The following is a 17,675-nucleotide window of genomic DNA, read 5'->3' as shown; positions in this document are numbered from 1 at the left end:
TCATTACTTATCGCTCCATACGCGACGAAGCGTAGGAAAGAAGGCATCCACCCATGAGCAGTAACGAGACGCCCCGCGGCCCCGTCGACTCCTCCCGCATCCCGCGGTACGCCGGACCCGCGACCTTCGCCCGGCTGCCCCGCCTCGACGAGGTCGGCCGTGCGGACGTCGCGGTCGTGGGCGTCCCGTTCGACTCGGGCGTCTCGTACCGGCCGGGCGCCCGCTTCGGCGGCAACGCGATCCGCGAGGCGTCCCGGCTGCTGCGGCCCTACAACCCGGCGCAGGACGCGTCCCCGTTCGCGCTGGCGCAGGTCGCGGACGGCGGGGACATCGCGGTGAACCCGTTCAACATCCACGAGGCCGTGGAGACCGTCGAGGCGGCGGCGGACGAGCTGCTGGGCACGGGCGCCCGCCTGATGACCCTGGGCGGCGACCACACCATCGCGCTCCCGCTCCTGCGCTCGGTCGCCAAGAAGCACGGCCCGGTCGCCCTGCTCCACTTCGACGCGCACCTCGACACCTGGGACACGTACTTCGGCGCCGAGTACACGCACGGGACGCCGTTCCGGCGGGCCGTGGAGGAGGGCATCCTCGACACCTCCGCGCTGTCGCACGTGGGCATCCGGGGGCCGTTGTACGGCAAGCAGGACCTGGCCGACGACGAGAAGATGGGCTTCGGCATCGTGACGTCGGCGGATGTGATGCGGCGCGGCGTGGACGAGGTGGCCGACCAGCTGCGGCAGCGCATCGGCGACCGCCCGCTGTACATCTCGATCGACATCGACTGCCTCGACCCGGCCCACGCGCCCGGCACGGGCACCCCGGAGGCGGGCGGCATGACCTCCCGTGAGCTGCTGGAGATCCTGCGGGGCCTCGCCTCCTGCAACCTGGTCTCGGCGGACGTCGTCGAGGTGGCGCCCGCGTACGATCACGCGGAGATCACGTCGGTGGCCGCGTCCCACACGGCGTACGAACTGACCACGATCATGTCCCGCCAGATCGCCGCGGCCCGCACGGAGAACAAGGGGAACGAGGGCAAGTGACCCACGACCACGACCTGGAACTCCGCCCGACCGAGGCGCAGATTTCCGCCGCGCTGAACCCTCCTCCCGGCCGCAACGGCGGAGACCTGGTCGTGGAGACGCTCGCCGGACTCGGCGCGACGACGGTCTTCGGCCTGCCCGGTCAGCACGCGCTGGGCATGTTCGACGCGCTGCGCCGGTCGGCGCTGCGGTATGTGGGCCTGCGGGTGGAGAACAACGCGGGGTTCGCGGCGGACGCGTACGGCCGGATCACGGGCGAGGCGGCGCCGCTGCTCCTGTCCACCGGGCCGGGAGCCCTGACGTCCCTGGCCGCGCTGCAGGAGGCGGCCGCGGCCTCGGCGCCCGTGCTGGCGATCAGCAGCCAGATCCCGACGGCGGGGCTGGGCGGCGGCCGGCACGGCTATCTGCACGAACTCCCGGACCAGGCGGCCTCGTTCCGGGGCGTGGTGAAGTCGGTCCACACGGTCCGCACCCAGTCCCAGATCCCCTCCGCGATCGCGGCGGCCTGGAAGTCGGCGCTGACCGCTCCGCACGGCCCGGTGTGGGTGGAGATCCCGCAGGACGTGCTGCTGGCGCAGACCTCGCTGCCGGTGGTGACGGGGGTGGACGCGACACCGGAGGACGTGGTGCCGCGCCCCGAGCTGACGGCGGTGGCCGCCGACCTGCTCTCCCGCGCCGAACGCCCGGCGATCATCGCGGGCGGGGGAGTGGTACGGGCGGACGCCTCGGGCAAGCTGCGGCAGCTGGCGGAGGCGTTGCAGGCGCCGGTGGTGACGACGCCGGGCGGCAAGGGCGCCTTCCCCTGGAAGCACCCGCTGTCCCTCCAGTCCTGGATCGAGGACCGGCACACGACGGACATCCTGGAGGACGCGGACGTCCTGCTGGTGGTCGGCTCGGGCCTCGGTGAACTCTCCTCGAACTACCACACGTTCAAGCCCCGCGGCCGGGTCGTCCAGATCGAGGCGGACCTCGGCAAACTGGAGTCCAACCACCCGGCGCTGGGCATCCACGCGGATGCGCGACTGGCGCTGCAGGCGCTGCTGGAGACGGTGTCGGAGCGCACGGACCCCACGGCGCCGGAGCGGGTCGGCGCGGTCCTGTCGAAGGTCGCCGAACGCATCGCCTCCCAGGAACTGACCCTGGAACAGGACGTGTTGGCCTCCGTCCGCCGGGCGCTGCCCGCCGACTCCCCGTCCTTCTGGGACATGACGATCCTGGCCTACTGGGCCTGGTCGGCCTTCGACGCCAAGGGCCCCAACCTCCTGCACTCCGCCCAGGGCGCCGGCGGCCTCGGCTACGGCTTCCCGGCGGCCCTGGGAGCAGCGGCGGCGGACCCGACCCGCCCGGTGCTGGCGGTGTCGGGTGACGGCGGCGCCCTGTACTCGATCGCGGAGCTGGCGACGGCCCGCCAGTACGACCTGAACGTCACCTGGCTGATCGTCGACGACGGCGGCTACGGCATCCTGCGCGAGTACATGACGGACGCCTTCGGCCAGGCAACGGCGACGGAGCTGTCCCGGCCGGACTATGTGGCCCTCGCCGAGTCCTTCGGGGTGCCGGGGGTGCGTACGACACCGGAAACCCTGGAGACGGACCTGGCGAAGGCGCTGGCGTCAGCCGGGCCGTCGGTGGTGGTGCTGCCGGCGGTGCTGAGGATGTTCGCGGCGACACATCTGGACTGACGGAGCGTCACTGCGCAGGGGTGGCCGGTACGGACGTCGTGCGAGGAAGACGAACTCCCTGCCCGGCCGGTCGGGCGCCTCGCGCACGTCCTCCACCACGTACCCCTGAGTGACCAACTGGGCCTCGACCTCGTGCCGTTCGCGAAAACGCAGCGTCGAGTCCGACGTCAGCACCTGCCCGGTCGCGGCGAACGCGTAGGTCCAGCGGAACGACACCAGGGGACCGCTGACCTCGGTCAACCGGACCCAGCTCTCGACCGCGCCGACGCCCGGAACCTCCGTCACCTTGTAGGAGGCTTCGCGGTTCCATTCCTTCCAGGCGCGTCGGGCCGGATCCCGGGTCTCGAACACCAGCCGGCCGCCCGGTCGCAGCGCGCTGTACGCCCCCTTCAGCGTCTCTTCCCACTCCTGGGCGTCGACGATTTGCTGGGCGACATTCGCCGTCATGGTCGCCAGGTCGACCTGCAGCGGCGGTAGTGCCGTCACATCACCGCAGATCCAGCGCACCCGTTCGCTGCCCGGCTTGGCCCGGGCGACATCCAGGGATGCCCTGGCGGGATCGCAGCCGACGACCTCGATCCCGCGATCGGCCAGGAGGAGTGCGAACACCCCCGTCCCGCAGCCGATGTCCAGAACCCGGCGGGCCCCGAATTCCTCCACCATGCGGACGTAGGCGTCGAGATCGCTGCGGTCGGGGTCCAGTTGGTCGTAGATCGCGGCAAGCTGTGGATGCGTGAAGCACTCGTCGGCAGCCATCTGCCGAACCTAGGCGGAGCCGGCCGTGCCGGACCACGGAATTTCACCCGGCCCCGCCCGGCGTGACCGACCTACCAGATCGCGTCCACCCACTCCGGGTGGTCGATCAACGTAAACGAACCCAAAAGGGGGGCCCCGGCCATGTGGTCGGGACCCCTCGGTGTCGGAGTCCGTCAGCTGACGTCCGACGGGTCCAGCCGGTAGAGCGACGACGAGCTCGAACGGGACGAGGAGGACGAGGAGTTCGTCTTCGGGGTCGCGCTCGACGTGGAACTCTTGCTGTAGGCACTCTCCTTGACCGCCGTGCCGTGCTGCTTCACCCAGTTCGACACCTCGGTGCTGAGGTTGTTGCCCCCGCCGGGGCCGCCGCCCATGCCGCCGCTGCCGATCTGGATGTAGTGCAGCTCGCCCTTCTTCACCAGCTCCTTGAGCTTGGTCACCGTCATCGCGTTGTCGGAGCCGGTGAAGCCCCACATGGAGATGACCGGTTCCCTGGCACTGAGCTCGATCTGGGCGGCGCTCTGCGAGTTGGACACCGCGAGCAGCCACTTGGCGCCGTCCTGGTGCTCCTTCAGGTACGAGATGAGCGCGCTGTCCGCGCCCCCCATACCGCCGGGCCCGCCGCCCATGCCGCCACGGCCGAAGCCGCGCGGTCCGGACGTACCGCCCAACTCGCCGCTGCCGCCGGGGGTTTGGCCGCCGCCCTGCTGGGCGGCGCCCGGCAGTTCGCCGTTCCCGCCGCCCGGCATCAGCTGACCGCCTCCCGGCAGTTCACCGTTCTGGCGCTGCTGCCCGCCGCCGGGGAAGCCGCCCGCGCCCTCGGCCCGGCCGCCTGCCTGCGTGGTGCCGCCCGGCAGCTCGCCGCCGCCCGGGAAGCCGCCGCGGTTTCCGCCGGGGCCTCCGCCGAAGCCGCCTCCCGTGGAGGGGCCGGCCGTCGGGTTGGTGCCGCCCATCATGCCGCCGGTGGAACCGAAGGCGGGCGAGGCCGCGTACGCCGTCGGGCCCGCGAGGGCCGCGATCACCGCCGCCGCCAGCGACGCCGTCAGGAGCCGTACGCGGGAGCCGGAGCGGAACACCAGCATGCCCACGATGCCGGCCACGGTGAGGACGCCGATCGTGGGCCACAGCCAGGTGTTCCAGCCGGAGGCGCGACGGAGCAGCACGATCGCCCAGATACCGGTGACGCCGAAGGCGACCGGGAGCACCCATGCCCAGCGATTGTCGCGGCGGAAGGCGTCCAGCAGCATCGCGCCCCCGCCGCCGCACAGCGCCGCGATGCTCGGGGCGAGAGCGGTCGTGTAGTACGGGTGCATGGTGCCCTGGGCGGTCGCGAAGATCACGTAGTGCAGCAGGGTCCAGCCGCCCCACAGGACCAGTGCCATCCGGCGCAGATCGGTGCGCGGGGCCCGCCCGCACACGACCAGGCCGCCGATCAGGGCGATCACGGAGAAGGGCAGCAGCCAGGAGATCTGGCCGCCGAGGATGTCGTTGAACATCCGGCCGAGGCCCGCGGAGCCGGAGAAGCCCCCGCCTCCGCCCCCGCCGCCTCCGCCGTTGCCCTCGCCGCCGAAGACGCGGCCGAGGCCGTCGTAGCCCATGATCAGGTTCCAGGCGGAGCCGTCCGTGGAGCCGCCGATGTAGGGCCGGTCGGAGGCCGGGACCAGGGAGACGGCGACCGCCCACCAGAAGCTGGAGACGGCCAGCACGACCGCGGCGAGCAGCAGGTTGACGACGCGCTTCACCCAGGGAGCCCGCGACGCGTAGAGGTAGAGCGCGAAGACGGCCGGGAGGGCGATCCAGCCCGCGAGCAGCTTGGTGTTGAAGGCGAGGCCGAAGCAGGCGGCCGAGCCGAGCAGCGGCAGCAGCTTCTCGTCACGGGTGGCGCGGAACGCCAGCGCCGCGCCCGCCACCATGAGGAAGACGAGCAGGGTGTCCGGGTTGTTGTCGCGGTTGATGGCGACGGTGATCGGGGTGAGCGCCAGCACCAGCGCGGCGACGGTTGCCGCGCCGTGGCCCCACACCCGCTTCACCGTGGTGTGCAGGATCCAGATCGTGGCGAGGGCCACCACGATCATCGGCGCCATCATCTGCCAGGTGCCGAAGCCGAAGACGCGGCACGACAGACCCATGACCATGAGCGCGAACGGCGGTTTGTCGACGGTCAGGAAGTTGCCCGGGTCCAGCGACCCGAAGAACCACGCCTTCCAGCTCTGCGTGCCCGCCCAGACGGCACCGCTGTAGAAAGTGTTCATGCTGGAGCCGGAGAGGTTCCAGGCATACAGGGCGGCCGCCAGGACGAGAATGGCGATCAGCGCGGGCAGCGACCAGCGGGGCGCCTTGTCCGGGGGCGCCGCGGAGGGGGCCGGCGGCGGCCAGTCGGCGGACACGGTTTCGGTGATGTGGGGGAGTGGATCGGTGGCAGATGTCACGAGCGCATCGTGCAGAGGCGGAGTGAGTGCGCGCTGTGGCGAACCTGGCTCCTGCCTGTGAATCGGCCAGGGCCCCGGTAACGCCTCGTACTGCTTTTGCCCAACGCGCCCGTTGATGCGTACAACCATTCAGTCGAACCCGTGCGTCAACAGGGGCATGACTCAACGGACTTCCACCAGACGCGCCAGAACGCTCGCCACCGGAGCACTCGGCCTCGGCGTCCTCATACCCGCCGTGGCCGCCGCCTCGCCCGCCGCGGCCGCCACCGCACCGGCCGTCAGCTGTACGTCCTCCAGGGCCGCGCTGGCCACCAAACTCCAGAAGGACATCACCGCCGCCCTCGCGAACCGCACGGGCACCGTCTCGGTAGGGCTCTACGACCGCTCCACCAGCACGACTTGCTCGCTGCGGGCCACTTCCTCCTACGACTCCGCGAGCGCCGTGAAGGTCACCGTCCTCGCCACGCTGCTGTGGGACGCGAAGAAGCACAACCGCTATCTGACCGACACCGAGGCCTCCTTGGCCAAGGCCATGATCACCAAGTCGGACAACGACGCGACCAGCAAGCTGTGGAAGCAGCTGGGCCTGACGAAGATCAACGGCTTCCTGAGCGCCGCCGGCATGACGAAGACCGTCCCCGGCGCGAACGGCTACTGGGGCCTGACCCAGATCAACGTCACCGACGAGCAGAAGCTGCTCAAGCTGATCACCGCGCCGAACACGGTCCTGAGCGACAACTCCCGTGCGTACATCCTGAAGTTGATGAGCCAGGTCATCTCCTCGCAGCGCTGGGGCACACCGTACGGAGCGCCCTCCGGAGTCTCGGTCCACGTCAAGAACGGCTGGCTGCAGCGCTCCACGCACGGCTGGCGGGTCCACAGCCTCGGCACCTTCGACGGGGGCGGCCACGACTACATGATCACGGTGCTGACGTGGGGCAACAGCACCATGAGCTACGGCATCAACACCATCCAGGGCGTCGCCAAGGTCATCCACAGGGATCTCGCCGCGAGTTGACCCCTCCCGGCCTCCCGCCCGTCACCCACCCGCCCTGCGGTGACACCCACGCGCCTGAGAACCGTACTCGCGACCGTCACCGCGGCCCTGGCGGCGGCCACCAGTCCGACCGCCGCCGGGCCCGCCACCGTCAACACGTGGCCGGGCCACGCCTGTTCGCCCGACGCCTCCATCGACCGTTTCCCCGACGCACTCGACAAGACGACGTACCAGGGCACCTTCGTCGGCAACTTCTCCGCGCTCGCCGTGGACCGTGACGGGTCGCCGGCCGCGCTGGGAGGACCGGTCGTCGCTGTTCGGCCCGGATCCGAAGACGCTCGCACCGAGGCGCGCCGTCCCGCTCGCCGACGAGAAGGGGGCCGCGCTGGACAGCGAGGGCCTGGTCATCGGCCGGGAGGGCACCCGGCTGATCACCTCGGAGAGCGAGCCGTCCATCCGCCGCTACAGCGTGGACGGCAGGATCCTCGACCGCCTCCCGGTCCCGTCCCCGCTCCTCGTCGCCCCGGCGGGCCGCGCCACGGCCAACCAGACCTTCGAGGGCCTGACCCCCTTCGTACGCCGACCCGATCGACGCCGGCCTCGGCGTCCCCGAGGTCCAGAGCACCCCGGACGGCCGCCTCCTCGTCCTGGAGCGCGGCTTCACCTCCGGCGTCGGCAACACGGTCCGCCTCTACCTGGCCGACCCGCGACACGCGACGGACACCAGCGGCATCGCGAACCTCACGGGCCGGTCCGGCGTACGCCTGATCAAGAAGACGCTGCTCACGGACCTGGTGACGTGCCCGTCACCGGGAGCGACGGCAAGGCGGCCCCAGCCGAACCCGCTCCTCGACAACGGAGGGGCCCGATGACGGTCACGGGGTACTCGAAGGACCGCCTGAAGGTACTCCTGGTCAGCGACGACAACCAGAACCCGGTCAGACGACCCGCTTCCACCACCTGCGGGTGCGCGTCTGATCCGCGCCCTTGTTTGTTGCGGCGGGATGAAATCCGCCCCTGTCCGTGTTGGTGCCTTCCGGTAGATCAGGGCTTCTGACAGACGGAGGGCACCGGAGTGAGCGGGCAACGGGGATGGGCACGGCGACTGGCCGGATACGCCTGGCGGTATCCGAAGGACGTCCTCCTCGCCCTCGGCTCCTCGCTCGCCGGTATGGCCGTCATGGCGCTGGTGCCGCTGGTCACCAAGGTGATCATCGACGACGTGATCGGTGACCACAGCCGCCGTATGGCCCCCTGGGCGGGAGCCCTGCTCGGCGCCGCCGTCCTCGTGTACATCGCCACCTACATACGCCGCTACTACGGCGGCCGCCTCGCCCTCGACGTCCAGCACGACCTGCGGACCGCGATGTTCGAGACGATCACCCGGCTCGACGGGCGCCGCCAGGACGAGCTGTCCACCGGGCAGGTCGTCGGCCGCGCCACCAGCGACCTCCAGCTGATCCAGGGCCTGCTGTTCATGCTCCCGATGACCATCGGGAACCTCCTGCTCTTCCTGATATCCCTCGTGATCATGGCCTGGCTGTCGCTGCCGCTGACCCTGGTCGCCCTCGCCGTGGCCCCCGCCCTGTGGTGGATCGCCAAGCGCAGCCGCTCCAAGCTGCACCCCGCCACCTGGTACGCGCAGGCGCAGGCCGCCGCCGTCGCCGGTGTGGTCGACGGCGCCGTCAGCGGCGTACGCGTGGTGAAGGGCTTCGGGCAGGAGGAGCAGGAGACCGGGAAGCTCAGGGAGGTCGGGCGGCGGCTGTTCGCGGGGCGGCTGCGCACCATCCGGCTGAACAGCACCTACACCCCGGCGCTGCAGGCCGTCCCCGCCCTCGGCCAGGTCGCCATGCTGGCGCTCGGAGGCTGGCTGGCCGTGCGCGGGCACATCACGCTCGGCACCTTCGTCGCCTTCTCCACCTACCTCGCCCAGCTGGTCGGCCCGGTCCGCATGCTCGCCATGGTCCTCACGGTCGGGCAGCAGGCACGCGCCGGCACCGAGCGCGTCCTGGAGCTGATCGACACCGAGCCGTCCATGACCGACGGGACGAAGGAACTCCCCGCCGACGCGCCCGCGACCGTCGAGTTCGACGACGTGTCCTTCGGCTACGAACACGAGCGCCCGGTCCTCGACGGGCTCAGCTTCGAGATCCGGTCCGGTGAGACCCTCGCCGTCGTCGGCTCCTCCGGCTCCGGCAAGTCCACGGTCTCCCTCCTGCTGCCGCGCTTCTACGACGTCACCCACGGCGCCGTCCTCATCGGCGGCCACGACGTCCGCGAGCTGACCCTCGACTCGCTGCGGGCCGCGATCGGGCTGGTGCCCGAGGACTCCTTCCTCTTCTCGGACACCGTGCGCAGCAACATCGCCTACGGCCGTCCCGACGCCACCGACGAGCAGATCGAGGCCGCCGCGCGTGCCGCTCAGGCGGACCGTTTCATCCGAGAGCTGCCGGAGGGCTACGACACCAAGGTCGGCGAACACGGCCTGACCCTCTCCGGCGGGCAGCGCCAGCGCGTCGCCCTCGCCCGCGCGATCCTCACCGATCCGCGGCTGCTCGTCCTCGACGACGCCACCTCCGCCGTGGACGCCCGCGTGGAGCACGAGATCCACGAGGCGCTGAAGCAGGTCATGCAGGGCCGCACGACCCTGCTCATCGCGCACCGCCGCTCCACGCTCAACCTCGCCGACCGCATCGCCGTCCTCGACGCCGGCCGCCTCGCCGACATCGGCACCCACGAGGAGCTGCAGGAACGGTCCGCCCTCTACCGCCGCCTCCTCACCGACCCCGACGAGCTCGGTGGCGTCTCACCCGGTCACAGCCAGCCCTCCGTACCGGCCGAGGACACCTCGGTACGGGACGAGCTGGACGCCGAGTTCGACGCCGAGCGCGGTCTGACGCCCCGCCTGTGGACCGGCGACCGCGAGCCCAAGGACACCGCGCTGGCCGGGATGCCCGCCACCCCCGAACTCCTCGCCCAGGTCGACGCGCTGCCCCCGGCGAACGACACCCCGGACATCGACGAGGCACGGGCGGTGCAGCCCGAGGAGTCGTACGGCCTGAGGCGGCTGCTGCGGGGCTTCGGGCTGCCGCTGCTGGTCAGCCTGGGGCTGGTCGCCGTGGACGCGGGCATGAGCCTGCTGCTGCCGATCATGATCCGGCACGGCATCGACCAGGGCGTCTCCAGGCTCGCCCTCGGCGCGGTCTGGTCGGCCTCGCTGCTGGCCCTGCTGGCCGTGGTGGTGCAGTGGGCGGCGCAGCGGGGTGAGACCCGGATGACGGGGCGCACCGGGGAGCGGGTCCTGTACTCGCTCCGGCTGAAGATCTTCGCCCAGCTCCAGCGGCTCGGACTCGACTACTACGAGCGGGAGCTGACCGGCCGGATCATGACGCGGATGACGACCGACGTCGACGCGCTCTCGACCTTCCTGCAGACCGGGCTGGTCACCGCGTTCGTCTCCGTCGTCACCTTCTTCGGGATCATGGTCGCCCTGCTGGTGATCGACGTGCAGCTGGCGCTCGTGGTCTTCGCGACGCTGCCGCCGCTGATCGTCGCCACGTTCTTCTTCCGCCGGGCGAGCGTGAAGGCGTACGAGCTGGCCCGTGAGCGGGTGTCGGTGGTGAACGCCGACCTGCAGGAGTCCGTGTCCGGGCTGCGGATCGTGCAGGCCTTCCGGCGTGAGCGCGACGGCGGCCGGCGGTTCGCGGAGCGCAGCGACAGCTACCGCAGGGCCCGTATCCGGGGACAGTGGCTGATCTCGATCTACTTCCCCTTCGTGCAGCTGCTGTCGTCCGTGGCCGCCGCTTCCGTACTGATCGCGGGTGCGGGCCGGGTCGACGACGCCACCCTCACGACCGGCGCCCTGGTGGCGTACCTGCTGTACATCGACCTGTTCTTCGCCCCGGTCCAGCAGCTCTCCCAGGTCTTCGACGGCTACCAGCAGGCCACCGTGTCCCTCGGCCGCATCCAGGAACTGCTCCAGGAGCCGACCTCCACCAAGTCCGCCGACGAACCCCTCGAAGTGCTCTCCCTGCGCGGCGAGGTCGCCTTCGAGGACGTGCACTTCGCGTACGGGTCCGCCGATGAGACAGAAGGGGAAGAGGCGCTCGGCGGCATCGAGTTGAGCATCCCGGCGGGCCAGACGGTGGCCTTCGTCGGTGAGACCGGCGCCGGCAAGTCGACCCTCGTCAAGCTCGTGGCGCGCTTCTACGACCCCACGGGCGGCCGGGTCACGGTCGACGGCCAGGATCTGCGCAGCCTCGACATCACCTCCTACCGGCACCGTCTCGGCGTCGTCCCGCAGGAGGCGTACCTCTTCCAGGGCACCGTCCGCGACGCCATCGCCTACGGCCGCCCGGACGCCACCGACGCCGAGGTCGAGGCGGCGGCCCGCGCGGTCGGAGCGCACGAGATGATCGCCACGCTTGACGGCGGTTACCTCCACGAGGTCGCCGAACGAGGCCGCAACCTCTCGGCCGGCCAGCGCCAGCTGATCGCCCTGGCCCGCGCGGAACTCGTCGACCCCGACATCCTCCTCCTCGACGAGGCGACCGCCGCCCTCGACCTGGCCACCGAGGCCCAGGTCAACCAGGCCACCGACCGCCTCGCAGGCCGCCGCACCGCCCTCCCGTCGCCCGACCACCACCCCTCATCGAGCGCTAACGCGCGCACCACCTTGATTGTGGCCCACCGCCTGACCACCGCCGCCCGAGCGGACCGCGTCGTGGTCATGGATCACGGCCGGGTCGTCGAGGACGGCACCCACGAGGAGCTGCTCGCGCTGGAGGGCCGGTACGCCGCGTTGTGGCGGACGTTCATCGGGGAGGCCGAGCCCGAGGAGCCGGTTGGGGCCTCCTACTGACGGTCGTGCAACCATCCGACATATGTCCTGCGTCCGTACACCCGTACGTTCATTGCCGGGGTACGGGAGGGATGACGGTGGACAGTGGTGCGATACGGCGGCGGCTCGGGGCGTTCCTTGGCGTGCTGGCCGCTTCCGGCGTGCTTGCGCTCGCGGCGTCGGGCGAGGCGCAGGCCGCGGACTCGTCGTCCTGCTCGGGCCGCAAGATCAGGACGTTCACCTTCTCCACCGGCTCCGTGCAGCTGTACAAGAGCGGCAGCTACCTCTGCGCCATCACCGTCCCCAAGAGCGTCGGCGACAAGCGCCCCATGATGGTCAGCCTGCAGGCCCGCGGCTTCGAGCCCGTCGTCGACAAGGGGATGTTCACCCAGCACGCCGGCCCGGTCCGCTCGTACGTGGGACATCGCAAGGTGTGGATCAAGGGCTCGGTCGGCAGCGGGTCGTACGACTCCGGTGGCTGGCAGCGCTACTAACCCGCCAATCACAGCAGTGCCCCCCCATCTCCCCTGGTGCACAGCGGAGTTGCTCCGGTAGCTTCCGCTCGCACATCTGACTCACAGGGGAGGGTGCATGCGCAAGGCGCTCAGATGGCTGCTCGCGCTCGCCGTGCTCATAGGCACGCTGAGCACGGCGGGAGCGGCCACCGCCGCACAGCCGGAGGCCACCGGAACGACCGACATCAAGGATCAGCTGCTCGCCATACCGGGCATGAGCCTGATCGAGGAGAAGCCGTACCCCGGCTACCGCTTCTTCGTCCTCGACTACACCCAGCCGGTCGACCACCGCGACCCGTCGAAGGGCACGTTCAAGCAGCGCATCACCGTGCTGCACAAGGACGTCAGCCGTCCGACGGTCTTCTACACCAGCGGCTACAACGTCTCTACGACCCCCAGCCGCCGCGAGCCGACCCAGATCGTGGACGGCAACCAGGTCTCGATGGAGTACCGCTTCTTCACGCCCTCCCGGCCGGACCCGGCCGACTGGAGCAAGCTGGACATCTGGCAGGCGGCCAGTGACCAGCACCGTATCTTCCAGGCGCTGAAGTCCGTCTACACCAAGAAGTGGATCGCGACGGGCGGTTCGAAGGGCGGCATGACCGCCACGTACTACGAGCGGTTCTACCCGCGCGACATGGACGGCGTCGTCGCCTATGTCGCCCCGAACGACGTCGTCAACGACGAGGACTCCGCCTACGACCGCTTCTTCACCCAGGTCGGCACCAAGGGGTGCCGCGACCGGCTGAACGCCGTGCAGCGCGAGGCCCTGGTGCGCCGGGAGCCGCTGGAGAAGAAGTACGCGGCCTACGCGGCGGACAACGGCTACACCTTCCGCACCATCGGCAGCCTGGACCGGGCGTACGAGGCCGTCGTCCTCGACTATGTGTGGGGCTTTTGGCAGTACAGCCTGCTGCGCGACTGCGCCACCATCCCGGCGGACGCCAAGGCCGCCACCGACCAGGCGATCTGGGACTCCGTGGACAGCATCTCCGGCTTCTCGTTCTATACGGACCAGGGCCTGGAGCCGTACACGCCGTACTACTACCAGGCGGGCACGCAGCTGGGCGCGCCGGACATCCACTTCCCCTACATCGAGAAGAAGTACATCCGCTACGGCTATGAGACGCCGCGGAACCTGGTCCCGCGCGACATCCCGATGAAGTTCCAGCCGTACGCGATGCGCGACGTCGACTCCTGGGTGCGGCACCACGCGCACCACATGCTCTTCGTCTACGGCCAGAACGACCCGTGGGGCGCGGAGCGCTTCCGCGTCGACAAGGGTGCGAAGGACTCGTACGTCTTCACGGCACCGGGGCTGAACCACGGCGCCAACGTGGCCGGCCTGGTCGCCGACCAGAAGGCGCTGGCCACCGCCCGCATCCTGCAGTGGGCCGGGGTTCCCGCCGCCTCCACGGCGCAGGCGAAGCCGCTGGCCCGGTTCGACAGCAGGCTGGACGTGCGGGACGTGGAGCGCGAGCCGGCCCTGCGGCCGTAGCTCCGTCAACTCCTGGGCCGTGCCCGGCGGTTGTTCACACCCGCCGGGCGCAGCCCACCGGCTGTGCGCCCTCCAGATGCACATACAGCGCCGTCGCCGCGGGGCACTGGGCGCGCGTGGCGACCGCCTCGACCACCTTGTACTGCGGTTTCCTGCTGCCGCTGCCGTCGCAGGCCGTCTCGCGGACCTGTCCGTTCCCCGAGCCGTAGACGCAGTCGCCGACGATGGTGCGGGGGCCGCCGCCGCCACCCGGGTCGCCGGGGTGCGGTGGCTCCAGGTTGCGCATACAGGCGTAGCCCTGCGGGATCGAGCCGTCGCCGTCCTCGTCGGCGGAGGGGCTCTGCCGGCTGATGTGCAGGACGAAGTCCGTGGTCGCCGGGCACAGCGGACCGTCGCTCACCTTGCCGTCGTAGCGGGCCACGACCCGGGCGGCCGCCCGCTCGCTGGTGCACGGCACCTCGGTGAAGCTCGTCGAGCCGAACGAACTGCACTCGTCGACGGCGAGGAACACCGCCCCGTAGCCGGAGGGCTGTGTCGTGGTCGCCTTCGGTGTCGCGGCGGCCCGGCCGTCCTTGCCGGCCTCGGACTTCAGCATCTGGCAGCCGGTCAGCAGGGCGGCGACCAGTACCAGCAGTGCGCAGACCACCCCCGCGGAACTTCTCTCACGCATTGCGAACCCCCCGGGCACCTCCCCAGATGACCCGCGTCCAGCGTGACCCGCCGCAGCGGGCGCACGCCAGACGCGCGGGAGGCTTTGGGCCAGTTTGGGGTTGCGCGCCGGGTGCGTGACGTATGCGCCCTACGCCCCCTGCACCGGGTGCCGGGTGCACGGGTTCTAGTACGTCAGCCCGTACCCGACGGGATACAGCACCTTGGCCGGATCGTCCGCCCGCTGCACCGGAACCGGCAGCTTCCCGCGTGGCGCCGCCCTGCCCGCGATCACGCGCGCGGCGGCCCGCAGCTCCACGTCGGTCCACGAGTACGTCGCCAAGTGGGCGGAGGGGGAGGGGAGTTGAGCCACGTCGTACGGATTGCGGATCGCGATCGCCACCACCGGTCTTCCGGTCGCCGCCAGCTGTTCGACGAGCGTGCGCTGCGAGCTGCCCGCCGTGACGTTGTAGGTGCCCACGACCACCGCGTCCGCGTCCTGTGCCGCTGCGACCGCCGTGGCGATGGTGGCCGCGGAGGGGGCCGTGCCCGTGGACAGGGCGGTGGCGGTGAAGCCCAGTTCGGTGAGGGCGCTCGCGAGGACGCCGGTGGGCGGTCCCGTCGTACCCGACGGGGAGGCCGGGTCGGCGCCGACGACCAGGACCTTCCGGTGAGTGCGCCGGGACAGCGGGAGCAGGCCCGCCTTGTTGGCCAGCAGGGTCGTCGTGCGCTCGGCGATACGGTCGGCGGCGGCCAGGTGCGCGGTCGTACCCACGGTGCGGTCGACACCCTGCCGGCTGACGTAGGGCTCGTCGAAGAGCCGCAGCCTGGCCTTGAGCCTCAGGATGCGCAGGATCGACTCGTCCAGCCGGGACTCGGTGAGCTCCCCGTCCTGCACGGCCTTGAGGACCGCGTTCCAGGCGGTGGCGAGGTCGGGCGGGTTGAGGAGCTGGTCCACGCCGGCCTTGAGTGCGAGCACGGGGACGCGGTCGTCGCCGTACTTGGTCCGCACGCCCTGCATGCCCAGGGAGTCCGTCACCACCACTCCGTCGTAGCCGAGCTCCTCGCGCAGGATGCCGGTGAGGATCGGGTGGGAGAGGGTCGCAGGGTCGCCGGAGTCGTCGAGGGCCGGGAACTGGATGTGCGCGGTCATGATCGAGTCGATGCCGGCCTCGACGGCGGCCCGGAACGGCACGGCGTCCAGCTTCTCCCACAGCTCCCGGCTGTGGGTGATCACCGGGAAGCCGTAGTGGCTGTCGACGGCCGTGTCCCCGTGCCCCGGGAAGTGCTTGGCGGTCGCGGCGACCGACGACCTCTGGTACCCGGCGACCTCGGCGGCGACCAGGCGGGCCACCGCGTCCGGGTCGGCGCCGAAGGAACGGACCCCGATGACCGGGTTGGCGGGGTTGATGTTCACGTCGGCGTCGGGGGAGTAGTCCTGGTTGATGCCCATCGCGCGCAGCTCGGCGCCGGAGATACGGCCGAGGGTGCGGGCGTCCTCGCGGGAGCCCCCGGCGCCCATGGCCATGGCGCCCGGGAAGAGGGTGGCGGGCTTGCCGACGCGGCAGACGATGCCGTGTTCCTGGTCGGTGGTGATGAGCACGGGCAGGCCGCGGGGCTGTGCGAGGGAGGCGCGCTGGATGCCGTTCGACAGATCCGCGATCTGGTGCGGGTCCCTGGTGTTGTGGGCCCAGGTGAAGTAGATGATGCCGCCGACGCGATACCTGGCGATCAGCTCGGCGGCCGTGCGGACGCCGATCTCCTTGAGGTTGGCGTCGATGTCGGCCTGGTCGGGATCGGTCGCCGAGTGGCCGTAGACCCGCATCACGAACAGCTGGCCGACCTTCTCCTCCAGGGTCATACGGGAGATGAGGGAGCGGAGTCTCTTGTCGCCGGGGGTGTCGGCGCTTGCGGTGGTGCCGACGGCCAGAGCCGCGGTGACGCCTGCGGTGGCGGCCAGGACGGTACGTCTGGAGGGCACGTGCGCTCCTTCCGGAGTGATCTGCTGGAGATCAGCTGAAGGAAACTTCCGTGAGGGAGTGAATATCCGGGAAGTTTCTGCCGGTCAAGGGAGCGCGCAGGCAGGGCCTTTCGCAGAGGGGCCGCCATCGGCGCTGTTGGAGGGGGGCGCGCCGATGGCGGCGTGCTGCCGGCCGCTGTACGGCGGAGAGGGTGGAGTCAGCGATCGCAGCCAGCAGCGAGGGCCGACACCGCACGGCGGAGACTCATCCGGCAGCTTGCGGGTTGGACGAACCGCATTCGGGGCGGGTTCCCGCATTCCCCGCGATTCCCGGAAGTTGGTGCCCGAGGGTTCAACGGGACGGGTGGGACATGATGCCCGGCCACTGCTCCTGCAGAGTGCGTACGGCCTCTGCGATCGCCGGACGACGCGCGGCTCCTTTGCGCCACAGGGCGTACAGGCGTCGTACGGGGGTGGGTTCGAGGCGCACCTCGACGACCCCGGCGGGCAGCGGGCCGCGGCCCAGACGCGGGACGAGACAGATGCCGAGGCCGCCGGCGACCAGCGCCACCAGCGTCGGGTTCTCGTCCGCCTGGTGCACGATCTCCGGCTCGTGCCCGGCGGCCCGCATGGTCCGCACCAGCCAGTCGTGACAGACCCGCCCCGGCGGCTGGCACACCCACCGCTCCCCGCCCAGTTCCTCGCGCCGCACGGACTCCCGCCCGGCGAAGGGATGGCCCTCGGGCACCAGCAGCGTGCTGCGGTCGTCGCCGATCACCGCGTGCTCGACACCCGGCGGCACGGGCAGCGGCGCGATGTCCCAGTCGTGCACGACGGCCAGGTCGACCGCGCCCTTGGCGACCAGGTCGACGGAGAGATGCGGGTCGATCTCGGTGAGCCGGGCGTCGAGCGCGGGGTGCCGGGCGGCCAGGTCGGCGAGCACGGCGGGCATCAGCCCGCGCGCCGCCGAGGCGAAGGCGGCGATCGTCAGCCGCCCCGCAGGCACCCCGCGCCGCTCCTCCAGCGCAGTCTCGGCCCGCTCGACTATGGCAAGCAACTCCTGCGCCGTGTCCACGAGTTGATGCGCCTCGGGGGTCAGCCGCACCCCTCGCCCCTCTCTCTCCAGGAGTACGGTCCTGGTCTCCCGCTCCAGCTTGGCGATCTGCTGGGACACGGCGGACGGCGTGTACCCGAGCGCGGCGGCCGCCGCGCCCACGGTGCCGTGGACGGAGACGGCGTGCAGGGCGCGCAGGCGTTGGAGATCGAGCACGGGAGCTCCCATTCATCAGCGTTGCTTCATCCGACCA

Annotated in this window: 11 protein-coding genes and 1 pseudogene; 7 read left to right on the top strand and 5 right to left on the bottom strand. The window is 71.0% G+C overall.

What is annotated here, in order from left to right:
- Positions 1-53 precede the first annotated feature (53 nt).
- On the top strand, positions 54-1,043 hold the full coding sequence (gene speB, locus ABD355_RS24475; RefSeq protein ID WP_344402744.1) for an agmatinase: 990 nt from the start codon (positions 54-56) through the stop codon (positions 1,041-1,043).
- Positions 1,040-2,725: a thiamine pyrophosphate-binding protein gene (locus tag ABD355_RS24470; RefSeq protein WP_344402743.1), complete on the top strand. Its 1,686-nt coding sequence runs from the start codon at positions 1,040-1,042 to the stop codon at positions 2,723-2,725. The genes speB and ABD355_RS24470 overlap by 4 nt, the downstream gene beginning before the upstream one ends.
- Here the strand turns inward: ABD355_RS24470 and ABD355_RS24465 are convergent.
- Positions 2,657-3,481, bottom strand: a complete 825-nt coding sequence (locus ABD355_RS24465; RefSeq protein ID WP_344402742.1) for a class I SAM-dependent methyltransferase — start codon at positions 3,479-3,481, stop codon at positions 2,657-2,659. The two genes, ABD355_RS24470 and ABD355_RS24465, sit on opposite strands and share 69 nt — an antisense overlap.
- A 173-nt stretch (positions 3,482-3,654) precedes the next feature.
- A complete protein-coding gene (locus tag ABD355_RS24460; RefSeq protein WP_344402741.1) occupies positions 3,655-5,910 on the bottom strand; it encodes an ArnT family glycosyltransferase in 2,256 nt (751 codons plus the stop codon).
- Between the two features lie 157 nt (positions 5,911-6,067).
- Here ABD355_RS24460 and ABD355_RS24455 point away from each other — a divergent pair, with 157 nt between their 5' ends.
- The 5 genes and pseudogenes from ABD355_RS24455 to ABD355_RS24435 all read left to right on the top strand — a co-directional run bounded on the left by ABD355_RS24455 (position 6,068) and on the right by ABD355_RS24435 (position 13,760).
- Positions 6,068-6,928, top strand: a complete 861-nt coding sequence (locus ABD355_RS24455) for a serine hydrolase (RefSeq protein ID WP_344402740.1) — start codon at positions 6,068-6,070, stop codon at positions 6,926-6,928.
- Between the two features lie 39 nt (positions 6,929-6,967).
- Positions 6,968-7,885: pseudogene (locus ABD355_RS24450) on the top strand (esterase-like activity of phytase family protein).
- A gap of 97 nt (positions 7,886-7,982) precedes the next feature.
- On the top strand, positions 7,983-11,768 hold the full coding sequence (locus ABD355_RS24445) for an ABC transporter ATP-binding protein (RefSeq protein WP_344402739.1): 3,786 nt from the start codon (positions 7,983-7,985) through the stop codon (positions 11,766-11,768).
- 77 nt (positions 11,769-11,845) lie between these two features.
- Complete coding sequence (locus ABD355_RS24440) at positions 11,846-12,241, top strand: hypothetical protein (protein ID WP_344402990.1); 396 nt, start codon at positions 11,846-11,848, stop codon at positions 12,239-12,241.
- A gap of 97 nt (positions 12,242-12,338) precedes the next feature.
- Positions 12,339-13,760 (top strand): S28 family serine protease, encoded by a 1,422-nt coding sequence (locus tag ABD355_RS24435; protein WP_344402738.1) that lies wholly within the window; start codon positions 12,339-12,341, stop codon positions 13,758-13,760.
- Positions 13,761-13,794: 34 nt separating this feature from the next.
- Here the strand turns inward: ABD355_RS24435 and ABD355_RS24430 are convergent, their stop codons facing one another.
- From ABD355_RS24430 to ABD355_RS24420, 3 genes are all read right to left on the bottom strand, one after another.
- The gene (locus ABD355_RS24430) at positions 13,795-14,430 is read right to left on the bottom strand and encodes a hypothetical protein (RefSeq protein ID WP_344402737.1); all 636 of its coding nucleotides are present in this window, start codon (positions 14,428-14,430) and stop codon (positions 13,795-13,797) included.
- Between the two features lie 165 nt (positions 14,431-14,595).
- Positions 14,596-16,389 carry a glycoside hydrolase family 3 protein gene (locus ABD355_RS24425; RefSeq protein WP_344402736.1) on the bottom strand — a complete coding sequence of 598 codons (1,794 nt, stop codon included), beginning with the start codon at positions 16,387-16,389 and terminating at the stop codon, positions 14,596-14,598.
- A 331-nt stretch (positions 16,390-16,720) separates the two neighbouring features.
- Entirely contained in the window at positions 16,721-17,638 is a 918-nt protein-coding gene (locus ABD355_RS24420; protein ID WP_344402735.1) for a LysR family transcriptional regulator, read from the bottom strand.
- Positions 17,639-17,675: the final 37 nt, after the last annotated feature.

This window comes from Streptomyces longisporus (assembly GCF_039532765.1).
GTDB lineage: Bacteria > Actinomycetota > Actinomycetes > Streptomycetales > Streptomycetaceae > Streptomyces > Streptomyces longisporus.
This window is presented reverse-complemented; position numbering and strand designations above follow the sequence as displayed.

Excerpts from the sequence above, each read along its gene's own strand:
- ABD355_RS24435 (WP_344402738.1), top strand. The coding sequence starts at position 12,339 with ATGCGCAAGGCGCTCAGATGGCTGCTCGCGCTCGCCGTGCTCATAGGC.
- ABD355_RS24455 (WP_344402740.1), top strand. The coding sequence starts at position 6,068 with ATGACTCAACGGACTTCCACCAGACGCGCCAGAACGCTCGCCACCGGA.
- ABD355_RS24430 (WP_344402737.1), bottom strand. The coding sequence starts at position 14,430 with ATGCGTGAGAGAAGTTCCGCGGGGGTGGTCTGCGCACTGCTGGTACTG.
- speB (WP_344402744.1), top strand. The coding sequence starts at position 54 with ATGAGCAGTAACGAGACGCCCCGCGGCCCCGTCGACTCCTCCCGCATC.
- ABD355_RS24465 (WP_344402742.1), bottom strand. The coding sequence starts at position 3,481 with ATGGCTGCCGACGAGTGCTTCACGCATCCACAGCTTGCCGCGATCTAC.